This is a genomic window from Micromonospora musae, from assembly GCF_003626545.1.
In the GTDB taxonomy this organism is placed as follows: Bacteria; Actinomycetota; Actinomycetes; order Mycobacteriales; family Micromonosporaceae; genus Micromonospora; species Micromonospora musae.
This window is the reverse complement of sequence record NZ_RAZS01000003.1, coordinates 1-21,480: the sequence shown is the minus strand read 5'-3', so window position 1 is coordinate 21,480 and position 21,480 is coordinate 1. Positions and strand designations below refer to the sequence as shown.

Below are 21,480 nucleotides of genomic sequence, written 5' to 3'. Positions count from 1 at the left end.
GGCCAGTCGCGTGCGGCGCCGATGACGCGGGCCCAGCCGGGCACGTCGACGTCGGCGGTGAGCGCGGCGGCGACCGCGTCGAGGTCGAGGGTCGAGGTGGTGCGGCGTGCCGGCGTCCGTCTTTGGTGGGGCCGTATGAGCGGCGCCTGGTGCTGGCTCATCCCTACGCGGGCATGCGGCGCCTCTTCCCTTGGGCGAGGGAGGCGGGTGGCTCGGTGGAGGGATTCGTTCGCATCGCCGTGCGGTGACGCTGGATCACGTCAGCCGACGGGATGGTCAGAAGGAGCGACATGTTCAGGTCTAGTTTGCGCGCGGTGGCGTTGGCGGCGGTTGCGGCCGTGGGGGTGGCGGCGTCGCCCTCTGTCGCGCAGGCCCAGCAGTCCAAGGCGATGAGCACCACGGCCGGCTGGTCGATCGTCACCGGGTTGGGGCATTTCGTATACGACGAGCCCGGCATGGTGGGACACCGGATCTGGTTCGGTGTCCAGGCGGTGGCGGCCGTCGACGGATCGGCGTACGGCCAGTTCCTGTACCGGCACGAACTGCCGGACGGCACGCCGGTCGGGCAGGGACGGGCCGACGTGACGTGTCTGAAGGTCACCGGGAACGTCGCGGTGTTCACCGCGATCGTCCCTGAGGGCCAAGGCAATGTGAAGAACCACGGCTACTACGTGAAGATCATCGACGGTGGAAGGGGGCCGGATCAGATCGTCGACGCGCAGACGCAGAACGGGACGGAGCGGCCACCCACCCACTGCATCGACCCGGAGACGGAGCTGCCTCCGGGAGTCCCTCAGCGGCCCCGGTATCCGGTCCTCATCGGCGGATACACCGTCCACAGCTGAGCAGAGCCGGGCGGGCGCCGACGTTCGCCACGCAGAGCGCCGGAACGGCCGTAACTATCGTGCGGCGCCGGTTCCGCTGCCCGCGCCCTTCCAGATCGGATGGCAGACCACTCCCCGTCTGCGTCTGTCGCACGGGGGTGAGCGGACCTGCGAGATTCGTGCGTGACGGCGTGATCCTCCGGCGAAGCACGTCGTCACGGCGACAGCACGTCGAACCGCCGACGCCGTAAGGAAATGCCACCCTGGCGGGTTCACCCGCCCACGACACGCACCCACCTGGGCCGGGGGCGACTTCAGTCGTCGCTCCCGGCACCGCGGTCGGGTGCGCTCATGTCTCCCGTCCCGGGCGTGCCGCCGGCGAGCCCGTAGCGCAGGAGCACGGTGCCCTTCGGACTGGCCAGCGGCGGTTCGAGGAGTGTGAGGTTCGTGGGCACTGCGCCGCCGTCGAACACCTGCTTCCCGACGCCGAGCACGATCGGGTGCACCCAGAGGTCGAGGCGGTCGAAGAGCTTCTCGCGCAGGAGGGCCTGCACGAGGTTCAGGCTCCCGACGACCTTGACGTGCTCGTGCCGGTCACGGAGCTCGCGCACCGCGGTCGGCAGATCCGGGCCGAGGTGAGTGGACCCGGCCCACGACAGGTCGGGTCTGCCGCGGGAGGCCACGTACTTCGGGACCCTGTTGAACAGGGTGGCGATGTCACTGTCGTCGCCGCCCTCCTGGTGTGGCCAGTAGGCGGCGAAGATGTCGTACGTGCGCCGGCCGAGCAGGAGGGCGTCAGTGCCCTCGTACGCGGCACCGATCTGCGCCCCGGTGACCTCGTCGAGCAGGGGCGCCTGCCAGCCGCCGAACGGAAACCCCACCGGATCCTCGTCGGGGCCGCCGGGCGCCTGCCCGACGAGGTCGAGGGTTGCGAACAGCTCGATGTGGATGAGGCCCATGCCTTACTCCCGGTGAGTTGGTTGTCTCGGTCGGAGAGTAGGTGGCTGGCGTCCTCCTGGCGCTCCTTAACGCTCGGTGGCGCGCTTCTATCTGTGCTGGCGTGTCCAGGCACTGGTCGCGGTCGACCTGGCCGTGTCCGAGTGCGATCGACGGGCACGGCCAGTAGGTGGCACAGACCGGGCAAGGCCCCAGGGCGAGAGGGTTCCCGCCGTGACCGCTCAGGCGGGGGCTAGCGGTCGGATCCGTCGTGATGGAATCCCCCGCCAGGATGCCGCGAGGGTGCCGAGCTGCGCCGGGTGGCGGATCACGTCGTAGTCACGGACCCACACCGTGTACCAGGGCTCCGCCGGTGCGGCCTGCCGCCGCAGCTGACCGTCGCTGACCGGGATCCCGGCCAGGGCCGGGTGCTCACTGGCGCGGTATCGGTCGCGCCGTCCGGCGAGCATGGCTCCTCCCCCACCAGCAACTGCGGCCCACCCGCGCGGCGGGCGCGGCGCGGCACGGTCGGCGGGTCGAACGGCTGCCGTCGGTCTGCGACAACTCGAACGTGTTCGCCAGCCGGAACCCGACGACCTGCACCGACGGACGCCCGTCGGGGTCACGCCGGACCATGCCCGGCCGCCTCCCACTGGCTGGCCTGCTCCTCGCTCGGCCGTCGCCGTACCGGAGCCCAGATCTTGAACGCGGTCTCCCCCGCCCGCACGAACCGCTGATGGGCCTTCCACCCGGTCGTCCCGTCCTTCCTGCCGAACGGCCGGAAGTAGCGGGGCTCGATCCCCCGCTCGGCGGCTTGGAGTACGGCCGTCGTTGACCGCCGGCGCCGTAGACCTCATCGCCGGTCACCTACTGAAAAGACCAGGCCAGGCCGCCCAGTGAAGTCCGAATAAAGTATCGAGGCCGCCGCGATCAGTCGGCCGATCGGCGTCGTGCCCGGGATGCGCGCAGATTGGCGATGTTGCCGCACGTGCGCACGTTGTGCCAGACCGCGCTGCTGTTGCGGGAGGCGTCGTAGAAGGCTGATCGGCAGCCCTGCTCCCGGCAGAGCTTGACGCGTTTCCAGGTGCTGTCGAGCTGGGCGATGAGGATCTCAGACCAGACCGCCGACACGAGCCAATCGGCGCCCGTGCCTCGGGGGATCATCATCACGCGCCCCTGAGCGTCGGAGCCCAACTGTGCATCCGCACGAGGAACCACGCTGTCGACCTGGAGCGGCCCGGACAGCCGCTGGTCAGGTGGAACATCCAGCATCGTGTGAAGCTCGTCGCGCAGTTCACGCAGTGATCGCAGGCCGGCTGGGGTCAGCGAGAGCGTCGGCGGCTGCAGCCCGTGGACCGCCGCCCATTGATCGGCAGCCGCCTGCGCCCACTGCTCGGCCGTCACCGGATCAGCCAGCAGATCGACACCGCCGCCGCCCGTGGCGTGGGTGTTGACCAGTTCCTGCACCAGGGCCAAGCCACCCGGCGCGGGCCGGGCTTCGAACCTCTCACTAGCAGTCCACGACATAGGCAAAGTCTACTTGACTTCCGTCGAGTCGACGAGGCATGCTGACAGAAGCAAAGAGCGGTTCACTTCAGTCGTCGATTGCGAGGAGTCAACTCATGACGACCATCAGCGGGGCGGTCGCCCTGGTCACCGGCGGCCAGCGAGGCCTGGGCCGGGAGATCACCCGGCAACTGCTCGAGGCGGGCGCCGCCAAGGTGTACGCCACCTCCCGCGCTTCCCGGCCGGCCGACGACGCGCGAATCGTGCCGCTTGCGTTTGAGCTGACCGATCCGCAGGGTGCCACCGCCCTCGCTCGGGAAGCAGCCGACGTCAGCATCGTGGTGAACAACGCCGGAATCATGACGTTCACGCCCCTACTCGCTGACGATCAGGCTGAGGTCGATCGGGTCTTCGACGCAGTGGCATTCGGGCCACTGCGGGTGGCCAAGGCGTTCGCGCCCGTACTCGCCGCCAACGGCGGCGGTGCGCTGGTCAACCTGCACTCAGTGACGGCCTGGATAGCGGGGTTCCCCGGCTCGGGCACGTACGGCGCGGCCAAGGCCGCCCTCATCTCAATGACCAACAACCTGCGCGCGGAACTCGCCGGCCAGGGCACCCAGGTCCTCGGCGCTCAATTCGGCTTGACCGACACCGACCTGGTACGCGATCTTCCCGGCCCCAAGAACGACCCCGCCATGGTGGCCGCCGAGATCATCACCGCGCTGGCAAAAGGGGAAACCGAGGTGCTGGCCGATGACAAGGCACACTACTTCAAGCCACTGCTGTCCGGCCCGGTCGAAGGACTCATCGTCAACCGCTGACTGGACGTTCGTTTCACCTCCGCGCCAGTAGTACTCCAACGTCACTCGGCCTGTCTGCGCTAGTAGTGGGATCGTCGGGCTCGGGCTTGGGATGTTCTTAGCCCGATTGACGAGTCCACAGTGCGTACTGGCGATAGCGATCAGTTTTGATGTTTAGCGTGGCGATGGTGTCGATCGCCATGTAGGTACCGGGCCGGGTGCGCGCAGCCACCGCCAACGCACCCGGTCCGGCCGGCACGGCGACCGCCTCGGCAAGCCAGTCCCGCAAGTGGGCGCCGCCCGTGCCGGCCGCCTGCACCGCGCGGATCGACAACGGCTCACCAAGGTCAGCCCACTGATCGAGAAACCCACCACAGGCCAACACGACCACGCGGGACGGGACCACCACCTACCCCAGGCGTGCGGTCATCGACACGGGACCACCGGTGCTGATCATCGCTGTAGATCAGCACACCCCGAGGTCCTCCGGGAACCTCCGCTCATCGCACGTCGCGACGTTTGCGCCGGGCGTTCACCTTCGTCGGTATCGGGCCGGCCCTGACCTTCGATCGCGCGCCATGAGCGACCTCGCGGAGACTGCCACGTGATGCAGTACGGGGCGAGGCCACCTTGCCGCTCGCCCCGGCTCAGGCCAACGGCGGGAAGAACTGCCGGAGTAGCCCCTCAAAAGGATCGGCTTGAGGTGCCGGACCGCGACGCGATGATGATTGGTCAATCTGCTGGTGCGTTCGGCGGGAACGTCGGCAGCCAGGGGCCAGACGTCGAGGAGGTTGCCGTTGGCCACGACGCGGAACTTCTCGTCGCCGACGCGGGCAAGTCGGAGATAGCCGGAGACGTTGCCGAAGGCGAGCAGGGGAAGCCGCGTCTGACCGACGGTCCAGGGCAGCACGATATGAGGACGCGTAGACATCTTCTCTCCAAGGATCTGACGGAAGGCATCGGAAAGGAGCCGACGGCGACGTCGGCGACCAATGCCCGGGGCAAGGTGTCAGGTCTAAGAAGCAGGCGGCGTCACGCGGAGTGAGGTCCTCTCGTGATTGCGTCGGAGAAGAAGATCTAGTCAGAAGGCTAGGACGGGACGGGCTGGCGAGGCCACCCATTTCGTCCTGGCGCCGAGCGCTCGGGGCGGAGCCGGCGAGCCGGGCGTCGCCCCCGGGCGCCTTTCCGCCGCCGCCGGGCCACCGTTGCCCGCAGGACTTGCTCCTCCCGCCGGGCATCGCCCTGCCCCTTCGGCGGCCTCGTCGAGGCGACGCCACCGAGGCAATCAGGACGTCGATCGTCCGCAACCGCCCCTACCATGGCCGGCATGGCTATCGCCCGCTTCCCCAGCATCGTCATCGACTGTCCCGACCCTGGAACGCTCGCCCGGTTCTACGGCGCCATGTTGGATTGGAAGGTCGACGTCTCCTCCGACTGGGCCGACGCCCGCGCGGACTACGGTCAGTGCATCTCGTTCCAGCAGGTGGATGGGTACACGCCACCGATCTGGCCGACCCAGGAACCACCCCAGCAGATGCACCTCGACGTGATCGTCGACGACCTCGATGCCGCCGAGGCGGCAGTGCTCGATCTCGGCGCAACCAAACACCCGCACCAACCCGGTACGACTTTCCGAGTCTTCCTCGACCCCGCAGGTCATCCCTTCTGCCTCTGCACGAGTTGATCAGGACGGGTGATCCTCAATCGCCGCGGCCGCGGGTGGCTGGGTGTGATGGTCGCTCTCAGCGGCGGCTCAGGAGATGCTCGTCCTCTTCTCGCCGTCGTCCTCGGGCCGGTCAATCATGTACGGATCAAGCACAATGATTGCCATGATGCGGGGGCATGGTCGCTCACTGTGGGTGGTGTCTGGTCCGGTCGTAGGGATGTCGTTGGGTGCCGTCGACTCGGTGGTGAACCATGTGCCGGTCTGGCTTGGCGAAGTCGGCACCGCGCGTGCCGATCGTGGGGGCTGGTCGCAGGTCGCGGAGTTCGCCAGCCTGGTTCTCGACGCTGGATGGGCGTGGGCCGCGACGGCTGTGCTGGTGGGCTGGCTGGTCAGCCGGCACACACACCCCGCTGCGGGGTTGCTGCGCGGCGCGGCAGCCGGAGGCCTGACGTTGGTGTTCGCCACCGCCATCTACTACGGCATGGACGTGCTCTTCGACGGCGGCACGTGGTGGGGCATGGCGACCCGGTACTGGTTACTCGCCAGCGTGGTGCTCGGCCCTGCGCTCGGGGTTGCCGGCGCGTTGATCCGGCGACCCGGTCCGGCCGGGACACTGGCCGCCCTACTGATGCCTGCTGGCGCCACACTGCAGATGGTGGTACTGCCTCCACCGTCGGACAGCCTGATGGCTCAGCCGGTGCGGCTGACCGTGTGGGTAGCGGCGGCAGCGGCCACTGTGCTGATCATCCGCGCGAAGGGACGTCGCGTGATCCTGGCGGCATCAGTCAGGCTGCGCTGAGGGGCGATTGGCCGGCCTTCGGCTGGGTCAGACCGGCTTGACCGCGAGCGTCGCAAAGTAGTGCGACATGTATTGAGCGGACGCGTTGGATTGGTGCGGTGCTTCTGCGAAGCCGGTGAGGACGAACCCCGCGGCGAGTTGCCCGCCGATCTGCGCGGTGAGGGTGTGACTGTATTCAAGAGGGGCATCCGCGCCGAACTTCGTGGCGCGTTCCTCGGCGGAGTACTGCGTGACGTCGCTGTAGGGCAGCTTGTGCACGACGACCAGCTCGCCGCGCTCGTCGAGCGCCTCGTGGTCGAAGAGGTACACATCGGGGTTGAGGAAGCCCGCGAGCAGAGTTCCGCCCGGCCGCAGGACGCGGAAGCACTCACGCCACACCGGTGCCAAGTTTGGTACGAACAGGTTCGAGACCGGGTGGAGTACGACGTCGAATGTTGCGTCGCCGAAGGCGCTGAGGTCGCGCATGTCGCCGAGGACGGTGCGCAGCTCGAGTCCGTCGCGTGCCGCCACCAGTTGGTCCTGGCCGAGCTGGCGGGGCGAGTTGTCGAACACGGTGACCCGCGCCCCTGCGGCAGCGAGGATCGGACCTTGCTGGCCACCGCCGGAGGCCAGGCACAACACGTCCTTGCCGGTCAGGTCCGCCGGCAGCCAGGAGCGGTCGACTGGCTCACGCCCGATGAGAACAACGGACCAGTCGCCCATGCGGGCGCGTTCGACAGTCTCAGCGCTCACCGGCCTCGACCACTCGTTGCCCTCATGGACATACTTGTCCCAGGCTGCCCGATTATGAGCAACGGGGTCGACAACATCGTCCTGCATGTTCAACTCCCTGCACAGCCAAGCGGACAGCAACGGTTCTGACGGGTCGGCGCCGCTGCGGTAGCCAACACCAATCAGGGTGCGGGCTCAACAAAGTTAGCGGGCGTCGAGGTGTCCACGGGCTCGCCGAATGGCCGTGCAGCGAGTGCGTAAGCGCTGGTTGACGGGGCTGCGGAAGCCGCAGGTGTCGCAGGCGATGATCTTGACGACTCGATTGGTGACTTCGGTGCCGAGGTCGGTGATGCCGCTGTGCAGGAACGCGGGGGTTTCCGGCCACCACGTCTCGACGGTCGTGGCCAGGCGCTGCATGCACCCCTTCGGGCGGTCAGTCCAGACAGCGGACTCGGACCGCGACGTGCATCGGCTGGGCGCCACCAGTGTCCCAATCGATGACCGTCAACTCGGCGCGGTGATGGTCCATGGAAACCGGGTCGTCACTCTTCCCGGCCAGACAGGTCGGATACGTGCCATCCGAGCGAAACGTCCCCGCGACGTCCTGCCAGTTGTCGGTGAGCACCGAGTAGATCATGTCCCCCTCGTTGGGCTTGCGGACGACGCCATCCGTCTCGAACGCGATCAGTCGGGTCTCCGCGTTCGACCACGTGACAGTCCCCGTCAACACCACCGCGGTCGCCGAATGCCGCTCACGCGACAAGCCGATCCGATAACCGCCGAGCCCCGCGATGACTGCGACGATGACTGCGAGCGCCACCGACACCCGTAGACGGCGAATCCTGGCTACAGCCGCACGACGTTCTTCCCCCATGATCGGCACGACAGCAGGGTATGGCAGCGAGGCACGCTCTGCTCCATCGCCCAACGAGCCCAGCCGAGGCGCACACCACTGCCGTGATTCGCCTGGACGGCGATCACATCCGCTCCTCGACAGTTCAGGAGGCCCGCGCGACGCAGGAACCGGCCATCGAGCGTGATAGCCCGGTTGGACGGCACGCACGATCGGCGGCAGATCCGGACGCTGGGGTGCGGGGCTTACGAGCTGAGGTGGTGCTCGGCCTTCGGAGCTGGGGCTAACCGCCCGGGCAGCGGGTATCGCCGCCGCTGTGCTCCTGACATCTCGTCGGCGGCGGAGAGGGAGGCGGGGGCGGGGCGAGCTCTCGGTACGCGCCGGCGGCGACCGGAACGGCGACTACGCCGAGACCGAACGCAATCACCAGGTAGACAGCGGCGGTCCGGCGCAGAAGCCCGCCGCGGGCCACGACGGCGATCACCACCGGGCCGGCCACCACCTCCGCGACCAAGAGCAGCAGGGCTACGTTCGCCTTACGCGATAGTGCGTCGGCACCACCACCCTGGTTACTGTGCTGGTCCGCCCAGCCCTCGAGGCCGATGCCGAACACCCACCCGAGCAGCACCAGCCCGCCGATGAGCCACGCCACCGTCAGCAGCGCGACCACGGCCGGCGCCCACGGCGCCGCAGATCGACGATCCACGCCCGCACGCTATCCACGACAGACAAGCGAGACGAAGGCGGCAACCGGTCGACGGCTACTTGTTTCATTGACCTGCGACCGTGGCCCGGCCAGGCTTCGGTCGAGGTGGCGGCGCCTCGATGCGGGCCGGCAAGCACTCCTCGCTCTCGCTCATCTGCGTAACGGCGACACCTACACCCGCCTGGCTGCCGGGTTCGAGGTCGGCTTGGCCACTGCCTGGCGGTACGTGCAGGAGGTGATCGCCCTGCTCGCGACAGCCGCTGATGACCTGGCCACGGCAATGAAGAAGATCCGTATGCTGGCATACGCGATCCTGGACGGCACGCTCATCCCGATCGATCGGATCGCCGACCAGAAGCCCTACTGCTCCGGCAAGCACAAGCGCCACCGCGTGAACGTGCAGGTCATCGCTGACGCGGTGGGTCGGCTCGTCTGGGCCTCCCCAGCACTGCCCGGCTCCGTCCATGACCTGACCGCGGCCCGCACTCACGGCATCATCGATGCCTTGACCAGCGCCGACGTGATGCACTGCTGCCCACGCCGAGCCACCACGATCGTGCAGGCCATCCTCTTCCTGCACCACGTCGAAGCCAACCGCTACTCGAGGTGAAGTGGCGGAACGTTGAAGGCGGCGCGCAGACCCTGGACCTCCTTACTTCCTTAGCGCCGCCCACCGAACTGCCAGTTGTGCACCTCGATGTCGGCGTACCGGTCCGAAGTCAGGATGGCGCGAGCCGTGTCCGGATCCGGCACCTGGACCAGCATCGCGGTACCCAGCCAGGCAGCGCCGTCGTCTGACAGCAGCGGCCCGTAGGCGATCAGCTGATCCGAGCCGGGCGGCACGGCCAGATCGGCGGCCTGCCCCGCGCCGAGGGCCAGCACCAGGTAACGGTTACCGCCGGTCGGGCCGCCGGGAAAGTCCCACATGCTGCGTCCCAACGTGTTGCGCCATCGCCGAAGCAGCACGTCGCGATACACGCCGGCCTGGTAGTTGGGCTCGTCGAAGGCGAACGCTCGGGCGGCGGCGGAGCTGGGCAGGTCGACGATGTGCAGGCTGCCCGTGGGCGTCTCGCCGTCGTCGGCGAGGGCCGGCCCGCGGGCGATCATCTCCGTAGCGTACCGGTCCATGTAGGACCAGTGTTCTTCTATCAACTCGTCGCGCAGGGTGACAGAGTCGGGCCGATCACGGTGGAAGCACAGAAACTCCATGCCCCACAGTCTCGACCCATAGCCAACACCAACCGGACGAGGGCACCACCTGGTCACAACACCGGCCGGGATCATCAAATCCCTCGCAGGTTGGAAAAGGCTCACTGATGATCGGGGCTGACGGCAAGACACCGTGCAAGTGAGAGCATCTCAACGATCTGCCGCACCAACGCTTCACGGAACCCTGTGCCGAGTCCGACAGTTCGCCGCCTTCCTCAGCCCGTAGGTGCTGGTTAGGGTCCCGTTCACGTTTCATCGAAATGATCAACGAGTCCGCAGTCGGCCCGCAGAGCAGAGGACTCCACCCCTATGCCAGAGCAGGACCAGAGCCCATCCCGATTCACCCGCCGACGGATCCTCGGGACCGGGGCCGCAGCCGCCCTCGGTGCCGCGTCGCTGGCGCTGCCGCCGAACGTCCAGAAGGCGCTTGCCACGCCGCCGAAGACCTCCGGTCGTCTCAGCGACATCAAGCACGTCGTGATGTTGATGCAGGAGAACCGCAGCTTCGACCACTACTTCGGCACGATGTCGGGCGTCTGCGGCTTCGACGACCCGAACGCGCTGATCCTGGGGAACGGCCGTTCCGTTTTCCACCAGCCCTGGGATGGTCACCCGGACGGTTACGTGCTGCCGTTCCACCTTGACACCAAGAAGCTCGCCGGCCACGCGCTGCCCTCCACCGACCACGGCTGGCAGGGCCAGCACGAGGCGTGGAACGGCGGCAAGATGGACAACTGGATCCCGGCGCATATTCCGCACGACGGCGAGAACGCTCCGTTCACCATGGGCTACCTGACCCGTGAGGACATCCCGTTCCACTACGCACTGGCCGAGTCCTTCACCATCCTGGACCACTACCACTGTTCGGTGATTGGCCCGACCGGCCCGAACCGGCACATGTGGATGTCGGGCACGATCGATGTCGACGGTCTGGCAGGCGGCCCCTCACTGACCACCAGTGGTCCGGCCAACCAGTTCTCCTGGAAGACCTACCCGAAGCGACTCAGCGAAGCCGGCGTGAGCTGGAAGGTCTACCGCCAGCCCGGCGGCCTCACCGGATCGTCCGCGATCAGCAAGTTCACCGACTTCGCCCAGGCCCAGCCCGGCGACGGCTTCTACGAGAACGGCGTGGCGACCCAGCCCCTGGGGCAGTTCGAGTACGACTGCCTGAACGACTCGCTGCCGACGGTCAGCTGGATCCTGCCGCCGTCCGGCTACGACGAGCACCCCTCCACCCCGGGCTCAGCCGCGGCCGGTGCGCAGTTCATCGCGGGCAAGATCGACGCCATCGCGTCGAACCCCGAGGTATGGGCCAAGACCGTCTTCATCCTGTCCTACGACGAGAACGACGGCCTCTTCGACCACGTCGTTCCGCCGACCCCGCCGGCCGGCACCCCGGACGAGTTCGTCTTCAAGACCTCCACCGTCGGTGAGCAGGGCCGGGGATGGCCCAACGGCCTCGGTTTCCGCGTGCCGTGCATCATCGTGTCGCCGTGGACCGCGGGCGGTTACGTCTGCTCCGAGGTCTCCGACCACACCTCGCAGTTGCAGTTCCTGGAGCACATCACCGGGGTTAAGGAGACCAACATCAGCGCATGGCGCCGGGAGACCTGTGGTGACCTGACCGCGGCGTTCCGGTTCAACAAAAAGCGCGCCGAGGCCCCGACGATGCCGGACACCGTGGGCGACTACAACTTCACCCAGTACGCGATCAAGAACCTGCCGATGCCGGAAGGGCCGCCGGCGAAGCAGCAGATGCCCAGGCAGGAGAAGGGCCACCGGCCGCACGTCGGCTGACACCTACCGAGGCTCGTCAAGGGCCCGGCCGGGAAGCACTTCCCGGCCGGGCCTTTACCCTCCACGCGGGCACCCGGTACACCAAATCATCCAGACGACCTCGACTTGCCCGGCGCTACCTTCGCGGCGGGAGTGCCGATCGTTGGATGAGCGGATGCCTGGTCCAACCGGAGGGTGCTGACGGGCGTCTCGTCCAATGCGCGTCCAGTTCAGGCGCAAGTGCCGTTGTAGAGAAACGACGAATTCTCCCTCCGGACCCCGCCGGTGTCGTGCGGATGGCCCTCGACCAGGCCGCCGCCGGCCTGCGCGATTAGCTCGATGGCTCCGCGCAGGGCGATCGCCGCCAAGCGGGCCCAGCACCGCCTGGGTTGAGCTCATCCGAGCGCAGCAAGGCACCGCGTCGGACACATCGGGCGAGCGGCGGTGCCGTCGTGGATGCCACGTATCTTCTACGGCTGTGGAGTTGGCGCTGGTGGTGTTGCCCAACGGGCGTGACATCGCACTGACCGAGGTGCATCTGACATCGACGTACGGTGGGCTGCTCGAGGGCTACCCGATGCGGCGACTGAACGACATGATCATGGGCGGGTTGGCGCAGCGAGCGGCGCGTGTCCTGCCCGGTGCACCCGTCCACGTCGTCGACCCTCCACGGACCCGGGAGTCGGACCTGAATGTTGGTTCGCTTCCGTTCGGGCCGGTTGAGTCGCTTCCCGCAGTGATCGTGATGGGGCGGTTCTCGTCGGGGCCCGTCGATGACGGCAAGGATCCCGTACTCCACCGCTCCCGGCTGGTGATCGTGTGGTTGCAGGACCATGTCGCACTGCCGTCCCCCGAAGGAGCGCCGGCTGGCCTCACCGTTGTCGATTGGGAGCGGTGGGCGGAGGACTTCGAGATCTGAAGCCGCCCTGACATCGATCGCCGAGATGGGTGATTCGACGTCGGCGCGCCCACTTCGCGGCAGACCAGGGCGACGGTTCAGCTGGCGATTCGCCCGATCCGCCCCGTACGGCGCGCGAACGGTGCCACGATGCCGACAGGGGCGTGCCCGCGGTGGCCGCCCCAATCGAGAGGGGTCGACGTGAGCACCGTCCCGCCGGGCACGCCCTGCCGGGCCGCCCTGGCCATCCGGGATCTCGCCGACGCGGGCTGCCCGGAGCCGTTCGGCTGGAACCGGGCGGATCACGCCGGAGCAGAGGAAGCGAAGCCGAAGCCATGACGGATATTCCACCGGGGGCCCCCGCCTGGGTCGACCTGGTCACCACCGACCTTGACGGCGCGACGCGCTTCTACGCGCCCCTGTTCGGCTGGGCCGTCGCCGAGGCGGACCCGCAGGCCGGGGCTGACGGTCACCTCGTCTTCCACCAGCAGGGCAAACCGGTGGCCGGTGCCGGGCTGCGGGCCGACCCGCAACAACCGCCTGCCTGGCTGCCCTACCTGGCGACCGATGACGTCGAGGGGGTCTGTCGGCGGGTGACCGCCGCCGGCGGCTTCATCTTGACCGAGCCCGTCGACGTCCCCGGCTCCCGGCGGACGGCGCTGTTCGCCGACCCGGCCGGCGCGTCGTTCGGGGTGTGGCAATCCCTCGGTATGCCGGGGGCCGAGGTGTTCGACGTGCCCGGCTCGCTGACCTGGCCTGAGCTGACCACGCGGGAGTGGGACGGGGCGAAGGAGTTCTACGGGTCGGTGTTCGGGTGGACGGCGGACGACCAACCGATGGGACCGATCACCTACACGACATGGCAGTTGGACGGCCGTCCGGTCGCCGGGATGATGCCGATGTTCGGCGAGGATTGGGGTGATCTTCCGTCGCACTGGATGGTCTACTTCGCGGTCACCGACACCGACAGGGTCGTCGCCGAGGCGATTCGGATGGGCGCGACGGTCGCCGTCCAGCCGACGGACCTGACGCGGGGACGGTTCGCGGTGCTCACCGATCCGCAGGGGGCGTTCTTCTCGGTCCTGGGGACCACCCCGCCCTGACCGTACGCGGCGCCGGCCGTACCGGCATCACCAGCGGCCCGTGGGCGCCGTCGTCACCGGCACGATGGCCCGGCGGGGGCCATGTGCTGAGCATGATGCACCGCTGAGCTCAGTTCACGGGTGGCGCCCAGGTCGGGCGTCTGATCAGGCAGAACGGGTGGCCTGCCGGGTCGGCGTACACGTGATCGCCGGGCAGCCGCGGCGCGCCGAGCGCGAGCGCTGCCTCGCCCGCCGCGGCCTGGTCGTCGACCATCACGTCGAGGTGCATCTGCTGTGGCACTGCCGGGTCCGGCCAGGTCGACGGTGTCAGGTCGTCCGCGCGCTGAAACGCCAGCCCGGATGCCGTCGTGCTGGCTGACACGACGACGAAGTCCGCGTCCACGTAGGTGATCGGGTCGCCGAGGATCGCGCTCCAGAACCGCGCCTCGGCCATCGGGTCCGGGCAGTCGATGATCAGGTGGTGGAGCCGACCGAACGGCAATGCGAACACCTTCTTCATGGCGAGGTCCCGGCAACTGTGGCTCAGGACGTGATCCGGCGGCTGGGATTCAGAGCCACCGCTGTGCCGCCTCCACGCTGTCGCCGCCGGTGGTGTTGAACGCGATGGCGGCCTGGGGTGCATGGCGGCGGATCAGGTTCACGACCTGTTCGAAGAGCGGAAGCAGTTGCTCGGTCTTGCGGATTCCGCCGCCGACGACCACGACATCCCACGGCTGCATGGTCAACGAGGCGACGAGCGTGGACTCGGCCGATTCGCCGAACACGATCAGCGTCATGGCCGCGTCGATGCCGTGCTCACCGAACCGGGTCAGCTCCGCATCGAGGCCGGCACGGAGTGCGTCTGCGTCGACGCCAGGTATCGCGTGGGGGTCGTAACCAACAACAAGTGCGGAAGGCATGCGGTCAACCTACCCAGCCTGCCCGAAGACGATCCGCAGCACGGCCCCGACTAGGGCGTCAGCATGACCCTGCCGAAGACGTCGCCGGCGTCCATCTTCCGGTGCGCCACCACGGCGTGCGTCAGCGGCAGCACCTCGTGCACCACGGTCTGGAGTTCGCCGCGAGCTGCGGCGGCGAACTGCTCGATCCGCACCGCGTGTCGGGCGGGCTGGGTGACCGTCGCGGCGCTGAAGGTGGCGAAGGACATCGACTTCTGGAAGGCGGCCATCAACCGCGTGCCGAAGTCCGCCGGTGGCTGGCCCCCGACCGCGCCGACGACCACGAGCCGGCCGTTGGGGTTGAGCCTGTCGAAGAACGTGGGCATGCTTTGACCCGCCACGACGTCGATGATCACGTCGTAGCCCGCGGGATCGTCCGGTCCTCCTGCGCCGGAGCGGTCCAGCACGTGGGTCGCGCCGAGGTCGCGTAGCCGACGGCCACGTTCCGGCGAGGATGTGGTGACGGCCACGGCACCGGCAGCACCGCGTGCCGCGAGTTGGACCGTCATGATCCCGATGCTGCCGGCCGCGCCACGCACGAGCACGGCCTCTCCTGGGGAGAAGTGGGCTTGGACGAGACCGAAGTGGGCCACGACCCCGGCGCTGCCGAGCGTCACGGCGTCGACGGCGGCAAGACCCGCCGGGAGGGGTACGACCTCCCCGATCGGCGCGATCGCCTGCTCGGCGTAGCCGCCGGCGCCGGTGAACGCCCACACCCGCTGCCCGAGCCAGCTGGGGTCGACGCCGTCGCCCACCGCGGTCACCGTTCCGGAGACCTCCCCGCCGGGGATATGCCCCTGCCGGTAGCCGTAGGCGGCGAGGGCGCCGCTTCGAATCATGACGTCGACGCCCGCGACTCCGATCGCCTCGACGGCGATCAGCACCTGGCCGGAGGCGGGTGCCGGGCTGGGGATGTCGATGACGGCGAGCCCTTCGGGGGGTCCGAACTCCTTGATCGTGACTGCCTTCATGGTTGTTCCTCTTCGTGAGCTTTATCTAGGGCCGCCGGAGGGCGACGCCTGCGTGCGCCGGAACGTTAACGGACGCCGGCGTCCGTTTAGCTATAGTGAGACGGTGGCCGACGAATTGCCTCACAAGCTGCGCTCAGACGCCCTGGACAACCGCGAGCGGATCCTCGAAGCGGCCCGGGCGGTATTCGCCGCCGAAGGCATGGACGTGCCGATGCGCGAGATCGCCCGACGCGCCGGCGTCGGCCCCGCCACCCTCTACCGCCGCTTCCCCACCAAGCAGGCGCTGGCCGCCGAGGCCTTCACCGAGCAGATGCAGGCCTGCCGCACCATCGCCGAGGAGGAACTCGCCGACCCGGACCCGTGGCACGGCTTCTGCCGCGTAATCGAGCGGCTCTTCGAGCTACAGGCACGAAACCGTGGCGTCACCACGGCGTTCACCTCGGCCTTCCCTCACGCCATCGACCTCACCGCGGAACGCGAACGCACGCTCCGCTCGCTCGCCGAGCTCACACGCCGCGCCAAGGAGACCGGCCAGTTGCGGTCCGACTTCGTCCTGGACGATCTCATCCTCGTGTTCATGGCGAACAACGGCCTGCACGCCACATCGACAAGCACCCGGGTTGCCGCCTCCCGCCGCTTCGCGGCGCTCGCAATCCGGGCGTTTCGCTCTTGAGTGGCACTCACCGCGAAGCTCGTAGTCCGGCCGGTTCCGCCCAAGCCCACGAAAGGGTCCGTGGGCCGGCTGTCCCCGACACGGGTTCCCGATCAGGTCTGCCAGTTCGTTCCCCCCGTCGTCTCCGACCACGGCAAGAGGACCGCGGCAAACCCGGACGCTGGGGTGCGGGGCTTACGAGCTGAGGTGGTGCTCGGCCTTCGGAGCTGGGGCTAACCGCCCGGGCAGCGGGTATCGCCGCCGCTGTGCTCCTGACATCTCGTCGGCGGCGGAGAGGGAGGCGGGGACGGGGCGAGCTCTCGGTACGCGCCAGCGGCGACCGGAACGGCGACTACGCCGAGACCGAACGCAATCACCAGGTAGACAGCGGCGGTCCGGCGCAGAAGCCCGCCGCGCGCCACGACGGCGATCACCACCGGGCCGGCCACCACCTCCGCGACCAAGAGCAACAGGGCTACGTTCGCCTTACGCGATAGTGCGTCGGCACCACCACCCTGGTTACTGTGCTGGTCCGCCCAGCCCTCGAGGCCGATGCCGAACACCCACCCGAGCAGCACCAGCCCGCCGATGAGCCACGCCACCGTCAGCAGCGCGACCACGGCCGGCGCCCACGGCGCCGCAGATCGACGATCCACGCCCGCACGCTATCCACGACAGACAAGCGAGACGAAGGCGGCAACCGGTCGACGGCAGGTCCATACGCCCACTCGGGGACGGCGAGGCGTCCCACCGGCGCGGTCACCCCGCATCGGCAGTCTCCCCCGCCGTGTCAGGGCTGGATCTGATCCTCGATGGGGCCGCCGGAGACGCCGAGATATGGCGGCTCGCCCGACTTGGGCACGACGACCGGGCCGTTACCGACGAGAGACGCCAGAAGCTCCATGTCCTGCAAGAACCGACGCGTGTTGCAACCGAAAACCCAAGCGGTCGGGGAACTCCCGACAAGAGCAAATGACGACATCGCTGCCGCACCGCGGACGCACCAGCCGATCCAGCAGATCCTGGGCCGCCTCGTAGGCATCCTGCATCAGGGTCCCTTGAAATGGCCACGGCCGACTCATGCGCATACTCCCTGCGTGCCGTCTCCGCTGATCCGGGTGTCGCCGCATTTGATCATCGCACCCTGCGCCGGCATCGAGGCATCCGCGCATCGGCAGTTCAGGATGCCCGCTTGACGCAGGAACCAACCACCGAGCGTGATAGCCCGGTTGGACGGCACGCACGATCGGCGGCAGATCCGGATATTCGCGCTCGGTTGCCGCGGCCGGGCCATCCTGTTGGCCGCCGGGCCGGATCCCTGATGCTGTCTGGATGCTCGCCAGATCGTTATGCCGGTTCGACGGGCAGCCAGAGTTCACAGGTCGCGGTGCTGAAGTCGTCCGTAGCCTCAAGCACTGCGACGATCTCCGGACCTGGCCGCAAACGCCACGGGTTGAACGGAAACCACGCGGCTGCGGCCGTGGCCCAGGCATTCTGCAGAGTCTGCGGATGCGGCCCCGTGGTCCGGATGACCACCCATCTGCCGGCCGGCACTTCGATGATGTCGAGGCCGCCGCAGACCGGCGTACCCGGGGACACGGCGACCCCGTGAAGGTAGGTCAGCTCGCTGCCCTCGGCGTAGTCGGGGTCAAGGTCGTCGCTGACCGCGAGCAGGCCGGTCGGCTCAGTGTTGCCGAGAGCCTTCAAGCGCAGGTGCTCCTCCATCGGCAGTGTGGTGATGTGCCGCTGAATGTGCGGGTTGATGCCTCGACGGACCAGCCGGACACGGGCCGCGTGCCCCACGAGCCGGATCTCGGGATGGTCGACGATGCGGGTGTCCACGTGTTCGCTCCCTTCGACGGTCAGACGGAGTGCCGAGATCATCAAGCCTCCGTCCGATGTCAACCTTGGTCGCAGCGCGCCGGTGGGCACGCGACAAAAGCGGCGCGGAAAATGTCGGGTGATCGAGACCGGTGCCGCCGCACGATGGGGGCATGGATGACACGACCTTGGTAGCCCGCTTTCTTCGCGACGGCTTCGTGAAGCTGGAGGGCGCCGTCGCGCCGCGCGTGGCAGCGGACTGCGCGCGGCTGCTGTGGCGGGAGACGGGCTGCGACCCGGACGATCCAACGACGTGGACGCAGCCCGTGCACTGGGTGCCCGGCATGGCGCAGGGGCCGTTCGCCGCCGCTCCCAACTCCCCGTTCCTCCATCACGCGTACGACCTGCTCGTCGGCGCGGGACGCTGGGAGCCGCGCTACTCGCTGGGCACGTTCCCGCTGCGCTTCCCGCACGAAGAGGAGCCGGACGACGCGGGCTGGCACATCGAGGGCAGCTATCTGCCGGAGGGCGAGAGCTGGTACTTCACCAATGTGCGCTCCCGGGGCCGGGCACTGCTGATGCTGTTCCTGTTCAGTGAGGTCGGTGAGAAGGACGCCCCGACCCGGATCCGGGTCGGTTCACACCTCGACGTGCCGAAGGTGCTGGAGAAGTACGGGGAGGACGGAGCGAGCGGACTGGCCCTTGCGCCCGACCTGGTGGCGGCGTCCGAGCACCGGCCCCTCGCCCTCGCCACCGGATCTCCGGGCGACGTCTTCCTTTGCCACCCATTCCTGGTGCACGCGGCGCAACCGCACCACGGAGCGCTGCCTCGCTTCATGGCCCAACCGCCGCTGATGCCAGCCGCACCATACGAACTGGAGCGGGCCGACGGCGCATACTCACCCGTAGAGATCGCGATCCGTCGGGGTCTCGGACAGGACGCCCTCGGTCCGGACGGGGATGGCACCGACCGCGGCCGGGGCGACTTGCTCCGTCGTTCCTGAGCGCCTAGCTAGCCGAAGGTCATGTCGGAAACCTCGGGGAGTCAGGGTGAGGTCCAAGGCGCGGCGCCGGTGAGGTTGCCGTCGCCAGTGGGATGCCGGAAAAGGGCGTGCGTGGCGGATCCCGGCCGGCACCCAGCACAGCGCCCCGAGACCGGTGAAGTGTGGCAGGCAGGGCATGGGCGGGCTACGTGCGACGGAGGCGGGGTTGGCAGTGGTTCTGCGAGTGAGTGGCCGCAATGCGCGGTTCCAGCAATGGAAAGCTCTCCTCGGCAACCGGACCAAGCGGCAGCAACGCGGCGAGTTCCTCGTGCAGGGCGTGCGCCCGATCACCATGGCCGTTGAACACGGCTGGCAAATCCGGGAGCTGCTCTACGACACCAGCGCTCAGCTGTCCGGCTGGGCACGCGAGGCCCTGGACACAGTCCGGGCCGAGAAGTTCGCCGTCTCGCATGAACTGATGCACGAACTGGGAGGTAAGGCAGACACGGTCCCAGAGCTGCTGGCCGTGGTCGCGCTGCCTGAGGACAACCTGCGCCGTATCCCGGTCGGTCCGACCATGCTCACCGTCGTGTTCGATCGGCCCACCAGCCCCGGCAATATCGGGACCCTCGTTCGGTCGGCGGACGCCTTCGGTGCCAGCGGCGTCATCGTCACCGGCCACGCCGCCGACGTATACGACCCGAAGGCGGTCCGGGCGAGCACCGGCTCGCTGTTCGCCTTGCCCGTGGTCCGGGTGCCCTCCCACCAGGCCGTTCTATCCTGGGTCGCCGACGTCCGCGCCGACGGCATTGGCATCGGCATCGTGGGAACCGATGAGCGCGGCATCCTGGACGCCGCCGAGTACGACTTCAAACAACCCAACCTAACGTTGATCGGCAACGAGACCACCGGCCTCAGCTCCGGCTGGCGCGAGGCATGCGACCAGCTCGTCCGGATCCCCATGTTCGGGTCCGCCAGCTCCCTGAACGCGGCGACCGCCGCGACTGTCGTGCTGTACGAATCGGCACGCCAGCGGGCCGCCGCCGCCCGGCGGTAGCGCACTGATCACAGGCGGCCGCTCGGCGGCTATCCGCCACCATCGCGCTACCTGACCCGCGGCACCCGTCTGCGGACAGGCGCCGCAGCCGGACACCACACGGGCGCGCGCGGACGTCGTCCTCGCCGTGATCGTGCCGGGCGGATCCGGCGACCACCCGAATGCCGGTCATCGCGCCGTACGCGGAGATCGCCGATAGCAGCCGCTCCGCCAGGACCTCCGGCCGCATCGCAACGACTCCCAACCGACTCCAAGGCATGAAACGCTGCGGACTGCGGACGGCACTCGGCCAGCGCGGATCTCGGCATGTCCGGACACTCCGAGGGCTGCTGGGTGGTCACGCTCCACAGCGCGCGGATCGCGGCAGATGAGTGCGCGGCCAGGTACTACTGCATGTGCGCCGTGACCCTCTGGGTGTCGCCCGTGGCCCGAGGCGGCTGCGATCTGGAGCGCCGGTCTGACGCTCCCTCATCGGCTCTTGAGGGGTGGGGCTGGGTTGATAGGGTCAGCGGCTGTGGGCAGCGCTGATGACCTCCAACTCGCGTTCGACACCGCGGACCTGGCGGCGGAGCTCGCGCTCGCTCAGTTTGAATCTGGCGTTTCGGCAACGCTGAAGGCCGACGGCACACCGGTCACCGAAGCCGATCGGGCAGTCGAGCGCTTGCTGCGGGAGACGTTGTCGGAGGCACGCCCCGAAGATGCGTTCCTCGGTGAGGAACTTGGTCAGCTCGGTGAGTCCGATCGGGTCTGGATCCTCGACCCGATCGATGGCACCGGGTTCTTCAGTCGGGGTGATCCGAACTGGCGAATCCACATTGCTCTGGAGATTCGAGGGATCACGCAGGTCGCACTCGTCACCTCTCCTGCGCTGCGGCGCTGTTGGTGGGCGACCCGAGGTGGCGGTGCCTTCGAGTCATCCTGGCCGCGCGAGGAGAGCAAGACGCGCCGCCTCAAGGTCAGTTCGACGTCAACGCTCGCTGACGCCGTGCTCGATGCTCTGGACGACGAGTCCAGAGATCGTCTCCCACCGAGCGCGGCTCGCGCAACGGCGAGCCCCCTACCGCTGATCGAGCTCGTTCGTGGTGAGATCGATGCCTTCTTGGCCGAGCGTTACCACAAGTGGGATCACGCGCCGTGGGTTCTCCTAGGTCCTGTCCTGCCGATCATGGAAGCCAGATGATGGCGGCGATGAGGACGAGGCTGGCTCGGTAGAGGGATGCGCGTTTGGCGTAGCGGGTGGCCAGGTCCCGCCACTGTTTGAGCCGGTTGAA

At 68.3% G+C, this 21,480-nt stretch carries 27 protein-coding genes and 3 pseudogenes; 14 read left to right on the top strand and 16 right to left on the bottom strand.

The window, feature by feature from the left end; translation table 11 throughout:
• The first annotated feature begins 290 nt into the window (after positions 1-290).
• A complete protein-coding gene (locus D7147_RS08285) occupies positions 291-845 on the top strand; it encodes a hypothetical protein (protein WP_147437370.1) in 555 nt (184 codons plus the stop codon).
• A gap of 293 nt (positions 846-1,138) precedes the next feature.
• Here the strand turns inward: D7147_RS08285 and D7147_RS08280 are convergent, their stop codons facing one another.
• The 3 genes from D7147_RS08280 to D7147_RS08270 all read right to left on the bottom strand — a co-directional run bounded on the left by D7147_RS08280 (position 1,139) and on the right by D7147_RS08270 (position 3,227).
• A complete protein-coding gene (locus tag D7147_RS08280; RefSeq protein WP_120675411.1) occupies positions 1,139-1,783 on the bottom strand; it encodes a dihydrofolate reductase family protein in 645 nt (214 codons plus the stop codon).
• Between the two features lie 219 nt (positions 1,784-2,002).
• Complete coding sequence (locus tag D7147_RS08275) at positions 2,003-2,230, bottom strand: hypothetical protein (RefSeq protein ID WP_120675409.1); 228 nt, start codon at positions 2,228-2,230, stop codon at positions 2,003-2,005.
• A gap of 460 nt (positions 2,231-2,690) precedes the next feature.
• Complete coding sequence (locus D7147_RS08270) at positions 2,691-3,227, bottom strand: CGNR zinc finger domain-containing protein (protein ID WP_233563026.1); 537 nt, start codon at positions 3,225-3,227, stop codon at positions 2,691-2,693.
• 155 nt (positions 3,228-3,382) lie between these two features.
• On the opposite strand from D7147_RS08270, the gene D7147_RS08265 reads away from it, so the two are divergent.
• Positions 3,383-4,087, top strand: a complete 705-nt coding sequence (locus D7147_RS08265) for an SDR family oxidoreductase (RefSeq protein ID WP_120675405.1) — start codon at positions 3,383-3,385, stop codon at positions 4,085-4,087.
• 97 nt (positions 4,088-4,184) lie between these two features.
• Here the strand turns inward: D7147_RS08265 and D7147_RS08260 are convergent, their stop codons facing one another.
• Positions 4,185-4,457 (bottom strand): hypothetical protein, encoded by a 273-nt coding sequence (locus D7147_RS08260; protein WP_147437369.1) that lies wholly within the window; start codon positions 4,455-4,457, stop codon positions 4,185-4,187.
• Positions 4,458-4,769: 312 nt separating this feature from the next.
• On the opposite strand from D7147_RS08260, the gene D7147_RS08255 reads away from it, so the two are divergent.
• From D7147_RS08255 to D7147_RS08245, 3 genes are all read left to right on the top strand, one after another.
• Positions 4,770-5,111 (top strand): hypothetical protein, encoded by a 342-nt coding sequence (locus D7147_RS08255; RefSeq protein WP_120675401.1) that lies wholly within the window; start codon positions 4,770-4,772, stop codon positions 5,109-5,111.
• Between the two features lie 282 nt (positions 5,112-5,393).
• Positions 5,394-5,750: a VOC family protein gene (locus D7147_RS08250; protein WP_120676656.1), complete on the top strand. Its 357-nt coding sequence runs from the start codon at positions 5,394-5,396 to the stop codon at positions 5,748-5,750.
• 136 nt (positions 5,751-5,886) lie between these two features.
• Positions 5,887-6,531, top strand: a complete 645-nt coding sequence (locus D7147_RS08245; RefSeq protein ID WP_147437368.1) for a DUF6518 family protein — start codon at positions 5,887-5,889, stop codon at positions 6,529-6,531.
• Between the two features lie 27 nt (positions 6,532-6,558).
• On the opposite strand, the gene D7147_RS08240 is transcribed toward D7147_RS08245, so the two are convergent.
• The 4 genes and pseudogenes from D7147_RS08240 to D7147_RS08225 form a co-directional block, all read right to left on the bottom strand.
• On the bottom strand, positions 6,559-7,350 hold the full coding sequence (locus D7147_RS08240; RefSeq protein ID WP_120676648.1) for a class I SAM-dependent methyltransferase: 792 nt from the start codon (positions 7,348-7,350) through the stop codon (positions 6,559-6,561).
• A 96-nt stretch (positions 7,351-7,446) separates the two neighbouring features.
• Positions 7,447-7,680: pseudogene (locus tag D7147_RS08235) on the bottom strand (ISL3 family transposase); the annotation flags it as partial.
• On the bottom strand, positions 7,676-8,116 hold the full coding sequence (locus D7147_RS08230; protein ID WP_120676646.1) for a hypothetical protein: 441 nt from the start codon (positions 8,114-8,116) through the stop codon (positions 7,676-7,678). The gene D7147_RS08230 and the pseudogene D7147_RS08235, both read right to left, overlap by 5 nt.
• A gap of 262 nt (positions 8,117-8,378) precedes the next feature.
• Entirely contained in the window at positions 8,379-8,801 is a 423-nt protein-coding gene (locus D7147_RS08225; protein ID WP_120675395.1) for a DUF6234 family protein, read from the bottom strand.
• A gap of 97 nt (positions 8,802-8,898) precedes the next feature.
• Here D7147_RS08225 and D7147_RS08220 point away from each other — a divergent pair.
• Positions 8,899-9,411, top strand: a pseudogene (locus D7147_RS08220) (transposase family protein); the annotation flags it as partial.
• Positions 9,412-9,461: 50 nt separating this feature from the next.
• On the opposite strand, the gene D7147_RS08215 reads toward D7147_RS08220, so the two are convergent.
• The gene (locus tag D7147_RS08215; protein WP_120675391.1) at positions 9,462-10,010 is read right to left on the bottom strand and encodes a YciI family protein; all 549 of its coding nucleotides are present in this window, start codon (positions 10,008-10,010) and stop codon (positions 9,462-9,464) included.
• A gap of 309 nt (positions 10,011-10,319) precedes the next feature.
• Between D7147_RS08215 and D7147_RS08210 the strand changes: the two genes are divergently transcribed.
• The 4 genes from D7147_RS08210 (at position 10,320) to D7147_RS08200 (ending at position 13,787) form a co-directional block, all read left to right on the top strand.
• A complete protein-coding gene (locus tag D7147_RS08210; RefSeq protein ID WP_120675389.1) occupies positions 10,320-11,807 on the top strand; it encodes an alkaline phosphatase family protein in 1,488 nt (495 codons plus the stop codon).
• A 457-nt stretch (positions 11,808-12,264) separates the two neighbouring features.
• A complete protein-coding gene (locus tag D7147_RS08205; protein ID WP_120675387.1) occupies positions 12,265-12,705 on the top strand; it encodes a hypothetical protein in 441 nt (146 codons plus the stop codon).
• Positions 12,706-12,885: 180 nt separating this feature from the next.
• Positions 12,886-13,023: a hypothetical protein gene (locus D7147_RS32390; RefSeq protein WP_158609308.1), complete on the top strand. Its 138-nt coding sequence runs from the start codon at positions 12,886-12,888 to the stop codon at positions 13,021-13,023.
• A complete protein-coding gene (locus D7147_RS08200) occupies positions 13,020-13,787 on the top strand; it encodes a VOC family protein (RefSeq protein WP_120675385.1) in 768 nt (255 codons plus the stop codon). The genes D7147_RS32390 and D7147_RS08200 overlap by 4 nt, the downstream gene beginning before the upstream one ends.
• A 109-nt stretch (positions 13,788-13,896) precedes the next feature.
• Here D7147_RS08200 and D7147_RS08195 read toward each other — a convergent pair whose 3' ends face one another.
• The 3 genes from D7147_RS08195 to D7147_RS08185 are packed head-to-tail and all read right to left on the bottom strand — an operon-like array spanning position 13,897 to position 15,696.
• Positions 13,897-14,286: a VOC family protein gene (locus D7147_RS08195; protein WP_199734125.1), complete on the bottom strand. Its 390-nt coding sequence runs from the start codon at positions 14,284-14,286 to the stop codon at positions 13,897-13,899.
• Between the two features lie 49 nt (positions 14,287-14,335).
• Positions 14,336-14,686, bottom strand: coding sequence for a hypothetical protein (locus D7147_RS08190; protein ID WP_120675383.1), 351 nt, complete (start codon positions 14,684-14,686; stop codon positions 14,336-14,338).
• 50 nt (positions 14,687-14,736) lie between these two features.
• Positions 14,737-15,696, bottom strand: a complete 960-nt coding sequence (locus D7147_RS08185) for a zinc-binding dehydrogenase (protein WP_120675381.1) — start codon at positions 15,694-15,696, stop codon at positions 14,737-14,739.
• A 103-nt stretch (positions 15,697-15,799) separates the two neighbouring features.
• Here D7147_RS08185 and D7147_RS08180 point away from each other — a divergent pair, with 103 nt between their 5' ends.
• The gene (locus D7147_RS08180; RefSeq protein ID WP_233563025.1) at positions 15,800-16,369 is read left to right on the top strand and encodes a TetR/AcrR family transcriptional regulator; all 570 of its coding nucleotides are present in this window, start codon (positions 15,800-15,802) and stop codon (positions 16,367-16,369) included.
• Positions 16,370-16,581: 212 nt separating this feature from the next.
• On the opposite strand, the gene D7147_RS08175 is transcribed toward D7147_RS08180, so the two are convergent.
• The 3 genes from D7147_RS08175 to D7147_RS08165 all read right to left on the bottom strand — a co-directional run bounded on the left by D7147_RS08175 (position 16,582) and on the right by D7147_RS08165 (position 18,232).
• On the bottom strand, positions 16,582-17,004 hold the full coding sequence (locus tag D7147_RS08175) for a DUF6234 family protein (protein WP_120675379.1): 423 nt from the start codon (positions 17,002-17,004) through the stop codon (positions 16,582-16,584).
• A 134-nt stretch (positions 17,005-17,138) separates the two neighbouring features.
• On the bottom strand, positions 17,139-17,330 hold the full coding sequence (locus tag D7147_RS33355) for a YrhB domain-containing protein (protein WP_267900756.1): 192 nt from the start codon (positions 17,328-17,330) through the stop codon (positions 17,139-17,141).
• A gap of 365 nt (positions 17,331-17,695) precedes the next feature.
• The gene (locus D7147_RS08165) at positions 17,696-18,232 is read right to left on the bottom strand and encodes a GyrI-like domain-containing protein (RefSeq protein ID WP_120675375.1); all 537 of its coding nucleotides are present in this window, start codon (positions 18,230-18,232) and stop codon (positions 17,696-17,698) included.
• 110 nt (positions 18,233-18,342) lie between these two features.
• Here D7147_RS08165 and D7147_RS08160 point away from each other — a divergent pair, with 110 nt between their 5' ends.
• From D7147_RS08160 to D7147_RS08150, 3 genes are all read left to right on the top strand, one after another.
• The gene (locus D7147_RS08160; protein WP_120675373.1) at positions 18,343-19,173 is read left to right on the top strand and encodes a phytanoyl-CoA dioxygenase family protein; all 831 of its coding nucleotides are present in this window, start codon (positions 18,343-18,345) and stop codon (positions 19,171-19,173) included.
• Positions 19,174-19,378: 205 nt separating this feature from the next.
• Positions 19,379-20,209 carry a TrmH family RNA methyltransferase gene (locus D7147_RS08155; RefSeq protein ID WP_120676636.1) on the top strand — a complete coding sequence of 277 codons (831 nt, stop codon included), beginning with the start codon at positions 19,379-19,381 and terminating at the stop codon, positions 20,207-20,209.
• 514 nt (positions 20,210-20,723) lie between these two features.
• Positions 20,724-21,389, top strand: a complete 666-nt coding sequence (locus D7147_RS08150; protein WP_158609306.1) for an inositol monophosphatase family protein — start codon at positions 20,724-20,726, stop codon at positions 21,387-21,389.
• Here the strand turns inward: D7147_RS08150 and D7147_RS32620 are convergent.
• Positions 21,373-21,480: pseudogene (locus D7147_RS32620) on the bottom strand (IS5/IS1182 family transposase); the annotation flags it as partial. The gene D7147_RS08150 and the pseudogene D7147_RS32620 overlap by 17 nt on opposite strands.

What these genes read in the sequence shown, in the direction of transcription:
- D7147_RS08160 (WP_120675373.1), top strand. Translation starts at nt 18,343, where the DNA reads ATGGATGACACGACCTTGGTAGCCCGCTTTCTTCGCGACGGCTTCGTG.
- D7147_RS08215 (WP_120675391.1), bottom strand. Translation starts at nt 10,010, where the DNA reads ATGGAGTTTCTGTGCTTCCACCGTGATCGGCCCGACTCTGTCACCCTG.
- D7147_RS08210 (WP_120675389.1), top strand. Translation starts at nt 10,320, where the DNA reads ATGCCAGAGCAGGACCAGAGCCCATCCCGATTCACCCGCCGACGGATC.
- D7147_RS08185 (WP_120675381.1), bottom strand. Translation starts at nt 15,696, where the DNA reads ATGAAGGCAGTCACGATCAAGGAGTTCGGACCCCCCGAAGGGCTCGCC.
- D7147_RS08285 (WP_147437370.1), top strand. Translation starts at nt 291, where the DNA reads ATGTTCAGGTCTAGTTTGCGCGCGGTGGCGTTGGCGGCGGTTGCGGCC.
- D7147_RS33355 (WP_267900756.1), bottom strand. Translation starts at nt 17,330, where the DNA reads ATGTCGTCATTTGCTCTTGTCGGGAGTTCCCCGACCGCTTGGGTTTTC.
- D7147_RS08240 (WP_120676648.1), bottom strand. Translation starts at nt 7,350, where the DNA reads ATGCAGGACGATGTTGTCGACCCCGTTGCTCATAATCGGGCAGCCTGG.
- D7147_RS08275 (WP_120675409.1), bottom strand. Translation starts at nt 2,230, where the DNA reads ATGCTCGCCGGACGGCGCGACCGATACCGCGCCAGTGAGCACCCGGCC.
- D7147_RS08230 (WP_120676646.1), bottom strand. Translation starts at nt 8,116, where the DNA reads ATGGGGGAAGAACGTCGTGCGGCTGTAGCCAGGATTCGCCGTCTACGG.
- D7147_RS08190 (WP_120675383.1), bottom strand. Translation starts at nt 14,686, where the DNA reads ATGCCTTCCGCACTTGTTGTTGGTTACGACCCCCACGCGATACCTGGC.
- D7147_RS08200 (WP_120675385.1), top strand. Translation starts at nt 13,020, where the DNA reads ATGACGGATATTCCACCGGGGGCCCCCGCCTGGGTCGACCTGGTCACC.
- D7147_RS08245 (WP_147437368.1), top strand. Translation starts at nt 5,887, where the DNA reads ATGATTGCCATGATGCGGGGGCATGGTCGCTCACTGTGGGTGGTGTCT.
- D7147_RS08250 (WP_120676656.1), top strand. Translation starts at nt 5,394, where the DNA reads ATGGCTATCGCCCGCTTCCCCAGCATCGTCATCGACTGTCCCGACCCT.
- D7147_RS08280 (WP_120675411.1), bottom strand. Translation starts at nt 1,783, where the DNA reads ATGGGCCTCATCCACATCGAGCTGTTCGCAACCCTCGACCTCGTCGGG.
- D7147_RS08195 (WP_199734125.1), bottom strand. Translation starts at nt 14,286, where the DNA reads ATGAAGAAGGTGTTCGCATTGCCGTTCGGTCGGCTCCACCACCTGATC.
- D7147_RS08165 (WP_120675375.1), bottom strand. Translation starts at nt 18,232, where the DNA reads ATGATCTCGGCACTCCGTCTGACCGTCGAAGGGAGCGAACACGTGGAC.
- D7147_RS08265 (WP_120675405.1), top strand. Translation starts at nt 3,383, where the DNA reads ATGACGACCATCAGCGGGGCGGTCGCCCTGGTCACCGGCGGCCAGCGA.